Source organism: Nitrospinota bacterium, assembly GCA_009873635.1.
Lineage (GTDB): Bacteria > Nitrospinota > Nitrospinia > Nitrospinales > VA-1 > LS-NOB.
In genome coordinates this window covers 17,663-33,954 of record WAHY01000004.1, presented here as the reverse complement: position 1 = coordinate 33,954, position 16,292 = coordinate 17,663, and the positions used below count along the sequence as shown (strand labels likewise).

Annotated in this window: 14 protein-coding genes and 1 pseudogene; 10 read left to right on the top strand and 5 right to left on the bottom strand. The window is 42.8% G+C overall.

Annotated features, from left to right (window positions below; all coding sequences use genetic code 11):
* The 7 genes and pseudogenes from F3741_03840 to rfaE1 all read left to right on the top strand — a co-directional run.
* Positions 1–141, top strand: a 141-nt coding sequence (locus F3741_03840; GenBank protein ID MZG29933.1) for a bifunctional ornithine acetyltransferase/N-acetylglutamate synthase, incomplete at its 5' end; no start/stop codon positions are given.
* Positions 142–248: 107 nt separating this feature from the next.
* The gene (def, locus tag F3741_03835) at positions 249–761 is read left to right on the top strand and encodes a peptide deformylase (GenBank protein ID MZG29932.1); all 513 of its coding nucleotides are present in this window, start codon (positions 249–251) and stop codon (positions 759–761) included.
* Positions 758–1,711 carry a methionyl-tRNA formyltransferase gene (locus tag F3741_03830; GenBank protein ID MZG29931.1) on the top strand — a complete coding sequence of 318 codons (954 nt, stop codon included), beginning with the start codon at positions 758–760 and terminating at the stop codon, positions 1,709–1,711. The genes def and F3741_03830 overlap by 4 nt, the downstream gene beginning before the upstream one ends.
* 7 nt (positions 1,712–1,718) lie before the next feature.
* Positions 1,719–2,654, top strand: coding sequence for an SDR family oxidoreductase (locus F3741_03825; protein MZG29930.1), 936 nt, complete (start codon positions 1,719–1,721; stop codon positions 2,652–2,654).
* Between the two features lie 16 nt (positions 2,655–2,670).
* Positions 2,671–3,353 (top strand): annotated as a pseudogene (locus tag F3741_03820) (JAB domain-containing protein).
* Between the two features lie 55 nt (positions 3,354–3,408).
* Positions 3,409–3,969: a D-sedoheptulose 7-phosphate isomerase gene (locus tag F3741_03815; protein MZG29929.1), complete on the top strand. Its 561-nt coding sequence runs from the start codon at positions 3,409–3,411 to the stop codon at positions 3,967–3,969.
* The gene (gene rfaE1, locus F3741_03810) at positions 3,970–5,439 is read left to right on the top strand and encodes a D-glycero-beta-D-manno-heptose-7-phosphate kinase (protein MZG29928.1); all 1,470 of its coding nucleotides are present in this window, start codon (positions 3,970–3,972) and stop codon (positions 5,437–5,439) included.
* 22 nt (positions 5,440–5,461) lie between these two features.
* Here rfaE1 and rfaD read toward each other — a convergent pair whose 3' ends face one another.
* From rfaD to F3741_03785, 5 genes are all read right to left on the bottom strand, one after another.
* Positions 5,462–6,424, bottom strand: coding sequence for an ADP-glyceromanno-heptose 6-epimerase (rfaD, locus tag F3741_03805; GenBank protein ID MZG29927.1), 963 nt, complete (start codon positions 6,422–6,424; stop codon positions 5,462–5,464).
* On the bottom strand, positions 6,421–8,454 hold the full coding sequence (locus F3741_03800) for a hypothetical protein (protein MZG29926.1): 2,034 nt from the start codon (positions 8,452–8,454) through the stop codon (positions 6,421–6,423). The genes rfaD and F3741_03800 overlap by 4 nt, the downstream gene beginning before the upstream one ends.
* Positions 8,454–9,584 carry a M48 family metallopeptidase gene (locus F3741_03795; GenBank protein ID MZG29925.1) on the bottom strand — a complete coding sequence of 377 codons (1,131 nt, stop codon included), beginning with the start codon at positions 9,582–9,584 and terminating at the stop codon, positions 8,454–8,456. Before F3741_03795 ends, F3741_03800 begins: the two co-directional genes overlap by 1 nt.
* 61 nt (positions 9,585–9,645) lie before the next feature.
* On the bottom strand, positions 9,646–10,884 hold the full coding sequence (locus F3741_03790) for a DUF898 domain-containing protein (GenBank protein ID MZG29924.1): 1,239 nt from the start codon (positions 10,882–10,884) through the stop codon (positions 9,646–9,648).
* Between the two features lie 51 nt (positions 10,885–10,935).
* Positions 10,936–11,820 (bottom strand): MBL fold metallo-hydrolase, encoded by an 885-nt coding sequence (locus F3741_03785; protein MZG29923.1) that lies wholly within the window; start codon positions 11,818–11,820, stop codon positions 10,936–10,938.
* Positions 11,821–12,244: 424 nt separating this feature from the next.
* Here F3741_03785 and F3741_03780 point away from each other — a divergent pair, with 424 nt between their 5' ends.
* Genes F3741_03780 through cimA form a run of 3 tightly spaced genes read left to right on the top strand, consistent with a single transcriptional unit; the run spans position 12,245 to position 16,268 of the window.
* Positions 12,245–13,438 (top strand): phosphoglycerate mutase, encoded by a 1,194-nt coding sequence (locus F3741_03780; GenBank protein ID MZG29922.1) that lies wholly within the window; start codon positions 12,245–12,247, stop codon positions 13,436–13,438.
* Complete coding sequence (locus F3741_03775; protein ID MZG29921.1) at positions 13,435–14,706, top strand: aspartate kinase; 1,272 nt, start codon at positions 13,435–13,437, stop codon at positions 14,704–14,706. The genes F3741_03780 and F3741_03775 overlap by 4 nt, the downstream gene beginning before the upstream one ends.
* Complete coding sequence (cimA, locus tag F3741_03770; protein ID MZG29920.1) at positions 14,703–16,268, top strand: citramalate synthase; 1,566 nt, start codon at positions 14,703–14,705, stop codon at positions 16,266–16,268. The genes F3741_03775 and cimA overlap by 4 nt, the downstream gene beginning before the upstream one ends.
* The last annotated feature ends 24 nt before the right edge of the window (positions 16,269–16,292 follow it).

Below are 16,292 nucleotides of genomic sequence, written 5' to 3'. Positions count from 1 at the left end.
CCACGAAAACTGGTCAAAGCAATGCGGCAACATGAAATCAATATAACCATCGATCTGAATAGTGGAAAAGAGTGGGAAGAAGTTTTCACTTGTGACTTTTCTTATGACTACGTCAAAATCAATGCGGAATACACAACCTAGGCGGAATACCTCCACACGCCGCTGGATACCTGATCCATTCTGTATTAAAATTAAAAGCTAATAGACCCTGATGATTTTTTCCCAACGACCGATAAGGAAAACCAAGAATGGCTTTGCTGGAAATTAAAAACTGTCTGGACCCTGTTTTGAGGAAATTATGCCTTCCCGTCGAAAATATTGACGGAGAACTTGTCACTCTTGCAGAAAATATGGTGGAAACCACTCTCGCAGCACCGGGGGTGGGCCTGGCCGCCAACCAGATTGGCTTGCCGTGGAGACTGTTTGTGGTCAATATTGGTGTTGAAACTGACAAAGAAAATCTTGTTACGGTGGTCAACCCGGAAATTACCGCAATGGAAGGAAGCGAGCTCGGCGAAGAAGGCTGCCTGAGTATTCCCGATGTGATTGCAGAGGTCAACCGGGCCAGCCAGATAGAAATTAAAGGCTATGACCTGGATGGCAATGAAGTTCGCTATGAAGCCGAGGGATATTTGGCCAGAGCATTTCAGCATGAAATGGACCATTTAAACGGGGTTCTTTTTTGGGACAAGCTGGGTAAAATGAAGCGCGATATTTTAAAACGGAAGTTCAAAAAGAAACTAAAAGAGCAGGATGCATGAAAATTGTTTTTATGGGAACGCCAGAATTTGCGCTTCCAACCCTGAAAGCCCTGCATCATTCCTCTCATTCCATATTGTCTGTCATCACTCAGCCCGACAAGCCAAAAGGACGGGGACAGAAACTTATTCTTTCGCCAATAAAACAATATGCGCTGGATTCCAATCTGCCAACACTGCAACCAAAAACAGTTAACGACCCTGAGTTCATTGAGTCGTTAAAAAAAAATCAACCTGACTTGATCATAGTGGTCGCTTTTGGACAAATATTGAGCGAGGCTTTTCTTAAAATACCCAAACAGTTCTGTATTAACCTGCATTCATCGCTTTTGCCGAAATACAGGGGCGCTGCCCCCATTCATCGGTCAATCCTTAATGGTGATACCAGGACGGGAGTCACCACTATGATAATGGATAAAGGAATGGATACGGGAGATATTCTCTTAATGAAAGAAATCCCGATAAATGAGGATGACAACGCGCAAACGCTGCATGATACATTGGCTGAAACAGGAGGCGCCCTTGTTATTGAGACTATCAAAAGACTCGAAGAAAATACCCTGCTGCCCACTCCGCAAGATCACAGTCAAGCCACATATGCGGCAAAGTTAAAAAAAGAAGAGGGCCTGATTCATTGGGAACAAACTGCAAAAATCATTTCATATCAGGTTAGAGGTCTGACCCCATGGCCAGGAACCTACACTTTGTTGAACAAAAAAAGATTGCGAATATTGAAGGTCATTATTAGCGATGGTGCTCCTGATGATGTTCCGGGTAAAGTTGCTCGAATTACCGATATAGGTATTGAAGTGGGCACCGGAGAAGGACGACTGATCATCACAGAACTTCAACCGGAAGGAAAAAAAAGCATGTCAGCCAAAAGTTTTATGGCTGGACATAAAATTGAACGGGGAACCTTGTTTGACCCAGCCCCATCTCCCAACCAATCATGAGGTTAGCATGCCAAGAACATTAATAACAGGTGGCGCAGGATTCCTGGGTTCGCATTTATGCGAGTATTTTTTAGATAAAGGCCATGAGGTAGTCTGCATGGACAATCTCATCACCGGATCCAGAGATAATATATCCGGTATAAAAAGCGAGAAATTTCAATTTATCGAACATAACGTCTCTGAGTTTATCGACCTGGAGGGCGATTTGGATTATATTCTGCATTTCGCCTCCCCTGCCAGCCCGATTGATTATTTGGAACTCCCTATTCAAACCCTTAAAGTCGGAGCACTGGGCACTCACAACGCTCTTGGGCTTGCGAAAGCCAAAAACTCCACTTTTCTTCTTGCTTCCACTTCAGAGGTTTATGGAGACCCTTTGATCCATCCACAACCAGAAGAATATTGGGGAAACGTCAACCCCATTGGCCCCCGTGGTGTCTACGATGAAGCCAAGCGGTTTGCGGAAGCCATAACCATGGCCTATCATCGGACTCATGGTATTAACACCAAGATCGTTCGTATTTTTAATACCTATGGCCCGCGCATGCGAGTTAACGACGGACGCGCCATCCCCAATTTCTTAAAACAGGCACTCACAGGAAAAGATTTAACAGTCTACGGAGAAGGTTCCCAGACAAGGAGTTTCTGTTACGTATCGGACCTCATTGAAGGCATTTATCGCCTGCTCATGTCAGACCAGAATAACCCTGTAAATATAGGCAACCCCAATGAAATGACCGTCCAGGAGATGGCCAATAAAATTTTGCAAGCTACTGACAGCAAGAGTAAGATTGTTCACGTTCCTTTACCTGAAGACGACCCCAAAATACGTCAGCCCGATATCACGCGCGCTAAAAAATATTTAAACTGGGAACCCGTAGTGGATTTAGATAAGGGACTTCAATCAACCCTGGAATATTTTAAAGAAAAAGTGCAATCCTGAAACCCAGGACTCCAACATGACGGGAAAAAACAAATCTGCCATAAAATACTGGCCGGAAGACGAGCGCCCGCGTGAAAGACTGATAAGATACGGAAGCAATTCATTATCTGACGCACATCTATTGGGTATCCTCATTGGCTCTGGAGATCGGCGATCAAAAAAAATGCGGTGGATTTAAGTAGAGATTTACTCAAGGTATTTGGCAGCCTGGAAAACATAGATCAGGCAACAGTAAATGAAATATGCCAGGTAAAAGGAATAGGCTCTGCCAAAGCAGCGCTTGAGGTTGGAAAGCGAATGTCCTCTAAATCAGCAAGCTTAAAGACCGAATTGAAATCCAGCCAGGCGTTGGTAACGTAATTTGCGCCGTTTATGAGAAACCTGAAAAAAGAAATTGTAAAAATCGTTTTGCTGGATAATAAATTACAACTCATAAAGGATTTGACCGTATCTGAAGGAAGCTTAAACGCCAGCATTGTCCACCCAAGAGAAGTAATGATTCCGGCTATTCGTGAGTCCGCAGCTTCATTTGCCTTGCTTCACAATCACCCAAGCGGGGACCCTTCTCCAAGCCAAAAGGATTTTGAGATCACTCATCGTCTAAACCAGACTGGAAAGATTGTAGGTATCCATATGATCGACCACATTATTATTGCAGGAAGCGGGTTTTTTAGTTTTGCTGATGAAGGCTTGCTGTAGAATAGAAACATCTGATTGTAAAATTTTTATTAACCGATTTCACAAATGAGGAGCTATGCAACGAGTTAGGGATTTCCTTTATACCAGCGCAGAATTAAAAAAGAAGGTCGCCGACACTCTTTCAGGAGACATTCTTGAAGCCGCCAACCGAATAAATGCCCGCCTTAAAAAGGGTGGAAAACTTATTTTAATGGGTAATGGGGGGAGTGCCGCTGATTCACAACACATAGCCGCTGAACTTGTGGGTAGATTCAAAAAAGAACGCCAGGCCATTCCAGCTATCGCATTAACTGTAGACACCTCTTCGCTAACCGCCTTGGGTAATGATTATGGATTTGAAACCATTTTTGCAAGGCAATTCGAAGCTTTGGGTCGGGAAAATGATGCGGTGGTTGGTATTAGCACAAGCGGTAATTCGAAAAATGTTGTGAGAGCTCTGGAAAAAGCTAATTCAATAGGTGCAGAGACTATTGGACTGCTGGGTAACAATGGGGGTAAAATAAAGGAGGTCGCAAACTTATCAATTGTTGTTCCTTCCAATGACACTGCTAGAATTCAGGAAGTGCATATAACTATCGGACATATTATTTGCGAACTTATTGAAGAAGGCTTGTAAATGAAAGAAAAGTTTAAATATTTTTTCAGCAGTGATGAACGGCCCAAAATCCTTGTTATCGGCGACTTGATTCTTGATGAATATATTTGGGGAGGTGTGAGTCGAATCTCTCCAGAAGCACCCGTTCCCATTCTGGAAACACGCTCCGAAAATCTTGCCCTGGGAGGAGCAGCCAATGTTGCTAACAACCTTGTTGGGCTTGGTTGCGAAGTCCATCTATGCGGTGCCATCGGACAGGACGAAAAAGGTGACAAACTTTTAAAAACCATCCATGACCGGTCTATTCAAACGGAAGGGATTTTCCGGTTTGTTCATCGCCCAACAACTACCAAGATTAGAATAATCGCCCACAACCAGCAGATTCTACGTGTCGACAAAGAAGATAACCGGCCTATCACAGAAGAAACAGAAAAAAAATTAATCCAATATATTAACCAGGTTATTCCAACAATGGATGGGGTCATCTGTTCTGATTATCACAAAGGTATTCTGACGGAAAAAGTTATCAAGGCTGTTATGCGCAAAGCCCAGAAATCAGAAAAGGCTGTTATTGTCGATCCCAAAAACTCGGATTTTTCACTTTATAAAGGTGCCACTGTTATCACCCCAAACTTGAGGGAGGTTGCAAGCTCGGTTCCCATTAAGATCAAAGACAAGGAAGATCTGGGTCGCGCCGCCGAATATCTGTTAAATTTGACAAAAGCACAGGCTATCCTCATCACACAGGGTAAAGATGGGATGTCATTATATAAATCCAAAGAAAAACTTATATCAATTCCTACTGTAGCCAAAGAAGTCTTTGACGTAACCGGAGCGGGAGACACTGTCATCAGTGTTTTTAGCATGGCAATGTTTGTAGGTTTCGATTACCAGGAAGCAGCATGGCTTTCAAATATGGCTGCAAGTGTTGTTGTCGGCAAAGTGGGAACTGCTGTCGTAACCCTTGAAGAGATTAATGAGTTTCTGCAAGAGGAAATGTTACGAACTTCTCATACTGTCCTGGGTCTTGAAGAACTGAAAAAAATAATCAGCATGGCGAAGAGCACAGATAAAAAGGTTGTATTCACTAACGGTTGCTTCGATCTTATTCACGGAGGACATATTGAGTTCCTGCAAAAAGCAAAATCTCTAGGGGATATCCTTGTAGTGGGACTAAATACCGATCAATCCGTTAAAAAATTAAAAGGGGAAAATCGACCTATTAAAAATGAAAGGGAACGTGCAAATATTCTTTCGGCTTTGAAATATATAGATTACATAACCATGTTTAATGAAACCACTCCGGAAAAACTCATCCGGGAAATCAGACCGGATATTCTGGTAAAAGGAGACGATTATAAAATCGATGAAGTGGTCGGTCGGGAAATCGTTGAAGGTTATGGAGCAAAAGTCGAACTCATTCCTATAGTTAAAGGGCATTCAACCACAGGGACCCTGGAACAAATTTTGGAAAAACATAAAGCCAGTTGATCCTCAATCATCTCAAAAAATTTCACGCCAGGTGCTTATCGGGAATAAGGAAGTTTTTAACATAATCTGAAATTCCCTCCTCTAACGAAGTTATCGACTCCACATAGCCCGCTGACCGAATTTTTTCCATTTCTGCACAAGTGTGGTATTGATATTGATCCCTGATCGATTCAGGCATATCAATATAATTAATATTCACTTCTTGATTCATCGCAAGAAAAACCGATGAGGCGAGGTCATTCCAGTTTCTCGCCTTGCCTGAACCCACATTAAATATTCCACCAATATCCTTATGTTCCAGAAAAAACAGGGTCATTGCTACCGCATCACGGACATATAAAAAGTCTCTCTCCTGACCTCCATCGCCATATTCGGGCTTATAAGACTTGAACAAATTTAATTTTCTCGAATCACGTATCTGCATAAATCCCTTACGAACCATACTTTGCATGTCGCCTTTATGATATTCATTTGGACCAAACACATTAAAGTATTTCAATCCCACAATGGTCGTTAAGGCACCCACTTTTTTGGCCCACAAGTCAAACCACTGTTTGCTGGCACCGTATAAATTGAGGGGGACAAGGTTTTCCAAATATGATTCATCATCGGAGTAACCGTTTTCACCTGCGCCATAAGTTGCAGCACTCGAGGCGTATATAAAACGAACGTCCTTTTCCATGCAGAACTTGGCCAGAGATTGCGTGTACTCGAAATTATTTTCACGCAGGTAGGCTTCATTAGTTTCAGTAGTGGATGAACATGCCCCCATATGCAGGATAGCAGAACACCCCTTGATCCCCGGCACCTCCTTTAAAAAATCGTCTTTACCCACCCATCTGGAATAATTAAGATTATCAAGATTCTTCTGCTTTTCCGGGTGATCCACATCATCCACCAGCCAGATATCATCAATCCCTTTCTGGTTCAGCCCATGCACCAGAGCACTGCCTATAAACCCCGCGCCTCCAGTAACAATTATCATTTATTATCCACTCCTGGTTCTTTAATGCGATAACTTAAAAATTTCCTGAATGCTCCTTGTCGGGGATGTCTTTTAAACTTAACATCCATCACAGACAAACTACCTGTTCCTTGTGAAACAAATATCGCAGGATTCCAACTTCGATTAAATATATTACCCCCGTAGGGATGGTCTATCACCCAATCATTAGGCAGCCAACTGGGATCTAGAATTATACTATTTCTATCCATGTTTCCTCCCACAAAAGCCGCAGAAAAATCCTTTTTGAATCCAGAAACTTCCACTAAGTTCAGAATCAAACCCTGGGCCTCATTAGATAAAAGTTTCTTGTTTTCGATAGCAACCGTAAAAGAATCCCGAAATCGAATCAAGGGTCTGGTTCCTGAAGGGCTTAAGAATTTTTCCCATACAAACGGCCCTGCACCAAAAATGGCGGGGTTTAGACCTAATTTCTCCCATCCCTCCAAGGGCTGCAACCAACCCTCTTTTAATTGATAAAATACAAATGGGCCAAAATGCCCCGCAACCTCTAAAGCCTTTTCAGGAAGGGCTGGTCCTTTCTTTTTAGCATTACGGGTTAACACGGGAAAGTTAAATAAGTGACTATCTTTTGTTGCTATCTCCTGATTTATCGAAATCCTGTTTTTCTTATACCCTAAAAAATAAACCTCTCCCATTTTCCCATCCTGAAGAATATTTTCGACTCTTTCTCGCATAGCGCGAGCCCCATACAGGTAAAATCCTACATGCATAGTTTTCGAAACCAGAACCAGGTCATTGGGTTCTAACTTTTCTACAAATTCCTGAACCTTATCCAAAGGATCCCGCGATACGCGCTTGGGATAAATATGTTGAAAGAAATTCAAACACGAAATTACGAATAAAATAACTGCTATAACAACTGGTATAGCCAGGTTCTGTTTCGCATTAAATTTTTTGTTTATTGCTAATGGGAATCCCATTCCAATTTCCCGGACGCCAGACACCGTAAGCATCAAGACAAAAGGTTGCAGGTAATAATACGTCCTGGGGTGCGGAATACCAGGAAGTATTCCCAACAAATATCCCACTATCCCGATAAAGACAGGTCCCAAACAAACACAGCTTATCAGCATTGCAATGATTTGATTATTTCGGAACAGGTTTCTTGCCCCCAGCAACGCAAGAAAAAGAAACAATACACCGGCCTGCTCAAAAGGGCTAAACCATTCATTCAATATTGCTGGAAAAAACAGGGGCAAAGTTGTTGTTGCAGCTCGCGCAGTCGCATCGGCCAACATGGCTGAATCTATCAGCACGTAAAATTGAAAATAAAACCCTGATCCACCAATCAGGCATGAAGTAACTGGAATTAACAAATGTTCTTTTCGCAAAGGTTGAAATTGTTTTCCCGTCAACAATATTGCCGTCAGAAATAAAGCAATGGTTACTTCAAAAAATAAAAATGTGGGAACCGTCCAGGTCCCAATAATCCAAATCAAAGACCAACCGATAAAAACCAGCCCTTGATTAAATACATACGAAAGTTTCTTAATTTTAAAAGTGATCCCCTTTAATCTATCTTGAACAATAATTACTGCCAATAAGGCCAAGAACATGTTCACGATATACCCTCGGGCATTTGTAGAGTAAAAAATATGCTTCTCACAAATAGTCATTAGAAAAGCAGTGAATAGTCCCACTCTATTACTTCCCGTAACTTTCTTACCCAGCAGGTAACCTGAATAAATGCTGGCAAGCCCACATGCAAGCAAGGGCATTCGTAATAGCCATTCCTTCAACCCAAATGCCTTGAGCAAAAAGCTTAGAACAAGGCTTAGAAAAATATGGTTGTTGGGGTATTGATAGTTGGAAAGAATTTTTAGATAAGGCATTTGTGCCCAGAGGGAGACTGTAGCAAGCTCATCTGAAGCAAGCGGTACTCCGAGCCCCGGCAATCTGAACACGGCAAAAATAAAAAGGATGGCTAACAATCCCAGAACGGTTTGTCTTTGAAAACTATCTGTCGTGGAAAGTTTAGGAGCAGGCATTAATTTTCTGGTTTTATTTCATTCCAGTCTAACTCGGGGAAAAGAGGTTCCCAGGTTCTGTTTTCATGACCCTCAATTTGTTTCTCCAGCATTTTCAACCTGCTACGACTTGAAGGGTGGGTGGAAAGATAAGAAAGAAGCTCCATTTCGTTTTTCGTGCTTTTATTCCCGGGCAGACTCTTGACTTCATCTTGTAAAATCTTTTCAAACATTCGAACCATACCGTAAGGATTAATATTGGCATTTAGAATTAATTCCATTCCTTTTTTGTCGGCCTCAGTTTCCATTTCACGGCTGAACCCCAGAGTTTCCAGTTCTCCCGCGAGATTGGTTACCCCTTCCATGACTGCGTTCACATCTCCAATGAAAAGAGACAGCAGCATGCTTTGTGCCACGTTCCTAAGAATACCCCGGGTAGAATGCCGGAGGAGAATATGCTGAATTTCATGTGCAAGAACTCCCGCTATCTCTTCAGCAGACTCAGCTTTATGAAGCAATCCTTCAAACACAACGATACTGCCACCGGGCAAGGCCAGCGCATTAACTGTTTTCCCCGGCAAAATATAAACCTTCATGTTATAAGGCTGGTAACCTTCGACTGACTGCTCGAGCAAGTCAACCGTATCCTGCAATACCATGAGAATTTTCTTGTCGGGTTCCTGTAACAACGGAAGCATATTTAGCATCGACTGGCCTAAAATCACTTCCAGTTCGACAGGGATTTTTTCAACCATTCTATCAGCAAGAAATGTGGGGACTGTTTTAATAAGTATGTAAGCGGAAAATATCAGAATTAATATTCCCGCAACATAAAATTTCCAGTTAAATTCTGTCTGGTTGCCATTGGTAGAAAGGTTACTCGGAGCAATGCTGGAAACGCTTTCATAAAAAACAGGATCGTCCACCACCAGAGTTTCCTGGAAGGGACTATCTAAATCTCCGTGCTCTAAATGGAAAGGACTGTTAACACTTGCGGCCCATCTGAGATTGGAATAAGACCAGTGAAAGGGTGAAAGACCTTGCTGTTTGATTATTATTTCGCGTGGAGTGAGTTCAATTTCAACGGTGTGTTTCCTGGCACTTTTGCCATCAAACAAGATACCAGAAAATTGCAGCTTTCGGGCATTCATGCCCGCTCCTTTGAAAGGGATTAAACAAAAACCTTACAACTGGAAAGTTTACGATATGCGGTTATCCAATTTCAATAGGAACGTCCATTGCGTCCAGGGCTTCCTCGCCAAATGCTCCGCTGGTTTTCATCTCCTGGACGATATGATTTAATTCAATATTTCCGGCAAGAGTCAGGTTGTCTGTTAAAAATTTCTGGTTACGTACCACTACCCAAGGGTAACCCAGCCCAAACGAAGCTATAAGAATAAAAAAGTTAATCACTTTTAATCTCATATAATCTTTTCCATTAATCGGAAAATTGAAAGTCGCCCCCCCTACATGAGTGTGTGACCATAAATAGCGCTTTAAGTCTGCGGCAAACCAGAAAAAATAAAAACCAACGGTAAGAGGTGTGAGAATAATGGCAAACAAAAACTTTCTAAAAAAATCTTTACCTATACCGGAAAAACCAAACTGTACATCTCCAAACCATGAGTTCTCGCGCCAGAATTTTTCGCTTTTCATTTTAAAAAACGGCCAATAAAGACCCAACGTCAAGACGGAAAAAATTCCTCCCAAAAAATATAACATAAACGCATCCATCTTTTTCCCCCGGAAGGAAAAGCGGATATTTCTCCAGGCAGTTCGGGAAAGCCGGTATCTCCATGCACCTACCAAAAGTGCAGGTATCATAAAAAGAATAATCAGTGAAAGAAGGTCTGAAAATATTTCGCCTTCTGCAGGACCAATATTAAAAAAAATATAGACGTTAATTAATCCCAATAAAACAAGAATACCACCGAATCGAAACGCCCCGCTGAGTAATTCTTTACCGGTTCCATGATAGGAAAAACGATCCCCGGCAAACAATGTTTGGCTCCAGATATACTGGCGCACATTGGTTTTGGCCCAAAATCGGTAGATACCCAGAGTGAATACGGTCTTGATCAGATTAGCAAGGCTAATGTTCAAAAGGGTGCGGCCGTCTCCCTGAAACTTCAAGCTATAGTCGTCACCGTAGGATTGGGCAATCTCTTCTGCTGGGGCTTCTTCTGTAACAGTGGGTCCTGGTAATGGCTCGATATCTCCTGCAACAGGTTTAATGTCTACGGCAAAACCCAAACCGCTGAGATAGGTAGATGCCATATCTGCCTGATGATCGGGAATACATTGGTCAAACCGCCAGGGAAACCCTTCACATAAATTATCCAGAATACCCATAGACTTCTCGTTGTTCATCCGGAACACTGATGCAAGCTTTTCAGCGGCCTCTTTTTTACTCGCTCCAGACCAAGTGTTTAAGGTAATTTGGTAACTCATGAAGAATCCCTATAACTGCATCAAAAACTGGCAACCCCTAAAAAGAAGAAATTAGAAAAAATCATATGCTTTGCGTTGTTCTGCCCAACCTAAAAACCCGTCCGTAATCGGATCACCCGTATATTTATCAGATCCGCTGGCCCAGGTTTCCGGGTTGTCCCAATTATCTCCATAATGATAAAGATACATTTTTTTCCGTACCTCATCAGGCAAAGTCATCAACTCCTGGTAAGAAGCATGGACACCGCCAAAAAATAGTTGCGTATCGTGAAACATTACTTCTGCCGACTTGGCAAAACGTATGGGGTAGTCGGAGTCAAACATAGTATCGCCTGATATCCAGGCACGACGATTGATAAAAACTCCAGAACACCACTGCGACTCGTCCACACTTATTGCCGTATCAGGAAAGTGTCGAGTTCTCATTATGACCAATTCAATCGGGCCATGTTTATAAGCCCAGAATTTTCTTCCATCAATTTCAATATTCTGGGGACGAAGTATGTTGAAAAAATCTGTCAGTTGTAGCGGCCTGCCTTGATTTGCCTCGCAATATTCACAACCCCCGGAAAGGCTTTTGCTCCATAAAATATCCTGATAGTCCCGCAAAATAATCATGTCAGGTTTGGAAATATTTGGAGTGTACCGGTTCATCAACGCCACTTCCTCGAATCCACCAATATGATCCGCATGACTGTGGGTAGGATGATAACAACGCACATCTAAAACACTTAATCCCAAATCATTAAGGGCAAGAGGCCCCTGGGTGCCACAATCAATCAAAATATGATGGTTGCCTTGAATGACCAGTATGTTAGATTGCCGCCGTCGCTTGGCAAAAGCTGAGCCTGTACCAATAAATACTATCCGGAGATGCCCATCGGTAGTTAAAGGTAGAGGTTTGCCATCTTTGCAAATCTCGTTCACTTCATACATATTCTCTCCTTTATCTTCCCGTTTATCTCCCCGAACACATTGATCAAAATAACACCATTATAAACATGCAGATACTATAGCTTTAGTGTACTGGCAAATTTTGCATCGTGAAACGGTACCATAAAAGCCATTCCCCGTCCATAACAGTATGATTTATATATAAAAACAGTCTTATCGAAGTCTAAATCAGGGCAATACAACCGTTTCTAATTCAGATAAATGAAGCCAAAGTGCAAGCATAAACACCTTACATCGGAAAAGAACTCAGCAAAGTCACAATTTGATAAATAATTACAAATGTACGAGACCCTCTAACCCAGTAGTCAACCTTGTTTCTCAATAAGTTATGGAAAAATCAAAAATTAAGTTATAATTGCAGATTCCTGAATATGCTTGAGTTCTCGATCCTTGTATCCCTAAAGAAATGAAATACCTCGTTATTATCGTGGCGGGCCTGACAGATAAGCCCTTCGCGGAAAAAGATAATAAAACCCCGTTGCAGTTGGCCGACACCCCAAATCTGGATGCCCTGACCAAAAACGCAACTTGTGGACCTGTTCAAACAATTCCTGATGAGCTGCATCCGGGTAATGAAGTTTCCTGCCTGGGGCTTTTGGGTCTTGACCCCAAACAATATAATTCAGGTCATGCTCCGCTTACTGCTATGGGCCTGGGAATAAATCCCGCAGAGGATGAAACCGCACTCTGTTGTGATTTAGTAACCCTGCAACCCACTCATGACGATATGGTCATGAAAGATTATACTGGAGGACATCTTTCAGCTGATGATTCAGGACTACTTATCAATGCACTTAATGAGCAAGTGATTGATGCTCCTGTTACCTTCCATAAGGGTGGAGGACACCACAACCTGATGTTTATTAAAAGTCCACCTATTCAGGAAAGGTTATATACACCAAACGAACTTATTGGTGAAGGCATTCGCCAATTCATGCCAGAAGGAGATTCTTCTCGTGACCTGATTTTTGTCATGAATCAAGCGCAAATTATTTTGCACAATCATGTCTTCAATAAAAAACGTGTTGCTGAAAAAAAAGATCCGGTTAACAGCATTTGGTTTTGGGGAAACGGTGAATTGCCCGGCATGCCGTCCTTTAAAGAGAGGTATGATAAGAATGCTTCTATTATAACCGCGTCCCTGATGGTTAAAGGAATTGGAAGACTTACTGGTATCGATGTTATAGATGTAAAAGGTGCGACAGGCTTTTCAGACACTGATTACGCCGGCAAAGTCACCGCTACCCTTAAGGAACTGGAAACCAAAGATGTGGTTTTCTTGCATATTTCAGCGGGAGAGGAAGCGTCACTCAAAGGCGATATTGACGATAAGATTTTAATGATCGAAGATTTCGATGCCAAAGTCGTAAAACCCCTGGCTCAGGCAATGGAAACGATGGAAAATATAAAAATGATGGTGGTGGTTAATCATGTAAGTTCTGCAATGTCCATGAAATACGAAAGGTCTCCGGTTCCTTATCTTGTTTATCCCGTTGCATCAGGGAACACGGGGCAATACGATGAACAAATTTTAGAAACAGGGAAGTTTTTCGACAATGCTCCCGATCTATTAAATGCTTTTTTAACTGATCAGCTATGAACAAATCTTTAATCGTACAAAAATATGGCGGTACCTCTGTCGGCACCTTGGAACGCATTGAGCATGTGGCGGACCGCATCGCCAAAGTCCGCGCAACTGGAACAGATATTGTTGCTGTCGTTTCCGCAATGGCAGGAGAAACCGACAAGCTGTTAAAAATGGCAAGGAGCCTGACCAAAAGCCCGGCCAACAGGGAAATAGACCTGCTCTTGTCTTCCGGAGAACGTATTTCAGCGGCCCTGTTAACTATTGCCCTGCAGTCCAGGGGCATTCCAGCTCTTTCCCTGACCGGGAGACAGATCGGTATGCAAACAGACAGCACCCACACCCGGGCTCGCATACAGAACATTGATGCCAAGCGAGCCCTGAAAATGTTGAAGAAAAATCATGTGATCGTGGTCGCCGGGTTCCAGGGTATCAATGAGGAAGGCGATGTGACCACTTTGGGTCGAGGCGGAACAGACACCACTGCTGTGGCCCTTGCTGTAGCACTCGGTGCCGGGAAATGCGAAATATATACGGATGTCGATGGCGTTTACACCACTGACCCAAGAATCGTACCTCAGGCCAAAAAGCTGGATGTGGTATCTTATGATGAAATGCTTGAAATGGCCAGCCTGGGAGCCAAGGTCCTGCAAATTCGTTGTGTGGAATTTGCCCATAAATACAAGATGCCCCTGCTCGTTAAATCATCGTTTACCGAAGAGGGCAAAGGAACATTGATCTGTGAGGAGGATCCAAAAATGGAACAACCGGTTGTTTCTGGAATCATGTGCGACAAAAACCAGGCAAAAATTACCCTGAAGGAAGTTCCAGACCAGCCGGGTATTGCAGCTAATATTTTTGAACCATTGGCGGCCTCGTCAATTTCTGTTGATATGATCATCCAGAATGTCAGCGAACAGGGGCACACCGACCTTTCGTTCACATTACAACGGGAAGAACTCGATGAAGCTATGGTCATAATGAATAAAGTGGCAAAAAAAATTAGAGCTGCCAACGTCAGTGCGGATGCCAAAATTGTTAAAGTTTCAATTGTCGGTGCGGGCATGAGAAGCCACTCTGGAGTTGCGGCGCAAATTTTTAAAACCCTGTCCGCGCATAAAATTAACATATTGATGATAAGTACTTCAGAAATAAAAGTATCTTGTATTATTCAGCAAAAACATTCCAAACAGGCTGTTGTTGCATTGCATGGTGCTTTTGAACTCGAAGACAAAAAAACCAAAAAGAAAACAGCAAAAAAAAAGAGCACTGCTAAAAAATGAGTTCCGTAAAAATTTATGACACCACGCTCAGAGACGGATCCCAAGCGGAAGGAATTTCGTTCACCGTTGAGGATAAAATCCGCATCGCCCACAAACTGGACGAGCTGGGAGTGCATTATGTAGAAGGAGGATGGCCGGGATCGAATCCAAGGGATATCGATTTTTTTGAAAAAGCCAACCGCGCTACTTTTTCACAAACACGGATCACTGCTTTTGGAAGCACTCGCTATCCCGGAAAAACTGTGGAAAGCGATACTGTTCTGCAAGCTCTTTTAAAAACAGAAACCCAAGTGGTAACCCTGTTTGGGAAAACCTGGGACCTGCATGTGCAAGATGCCCTGGGCACCAACCTTGATGAAAATCTTCGCATGATTTATGAAAGCATCGCCTATATGAAAAAACATCGCGATGAAGTTCTCTTTGATTGCGAACATTTTTTTGATGGCTATAAAAATAATCCTGAATATGCCCTCAAGACAATCAAGGAAGCAGAGTCTGCAGGGGCCGACTGGGTTGTCCTTTGCGATACCAATGGCGGCACACTTCCACATGAAGTTCGCGCGATTTTCGATGATGTTAAAAAGTCCATATCTGTCAACATGGGGATTCATGCCCATAACGATTCGGAAGTGGCGGTCGCCAACTCTCTCACCGCTGTTCAATCAGGGGCCGGGCAGGTTCAGGGCACTATCAATGGAATTGGTGAGCGCTGTGGAAACGCTAATCTGGTTTCTATTATTTCCAATCTTAAAATTAAAATGGGCATCGACTGCATGACCGATGAACAATTGCAAACCCTGAAAGACGTTTCCGCTTTTGTAGATGAACTGGCCAACCGGGCACACTGGAACCAGCAACCGTTTGTAGGGAAAAGTGCTTTTGCGCATAAGGGAGGTGTGCACGTAAGTGCGGTACGCAAAAACGCATTGACCTATGAACACATCGAACCTGAAAGAGTTGGCAACCACCAGCGCATTCTGGTTTCAGACCTTTCAGGAAAAAGTAATGTACTTCATAAGGCCAGGGAATACGGCATCGATGTTGATGATAAAGATCCCAAGGTTGCAAAAATCCTCAACTCCCTTAAGGAGTCAGAGAACCTGGGCTTTCAGTTTGAAGGTGCAGAGGCTTCATTTGAACTAATGATGCGTGATGCGCTAGGGCAGAAAGAAGTCTTTTTTGAATTTATAGGCTTCCGTGTCATCGTTGAAAAACGCAAAGAAGATGAAGAGCCCATTTCTGAAGCCACTGTTAAGTTAAGGGTAAATGGTGTTCAGGAAGTCTCGGCCGCTGAAGGAACAGGTCCCATCAATGCTCTGGATAAAGCCATCAAAAAAGCTTTGGTGAAATTTTACCCGGAACTGGAAGAAGTCAACCTCTACGATTACAAGGTTCGTATCCTGGATGAAAAAAAAGGTACAAGCGCAAAAACGCGAGTCCTGGTAGAGTCTGGCGACCATCATTCAAAATGGGGAACTGTAGGTGTCTCTGAAAATATCATCGAAGCCAGTTGGCAGGCCTTAATCGACAGCATTGATCACAAGCTAAATAAAAACCGATAACGCCCAACCATCTGAAACTTCCCT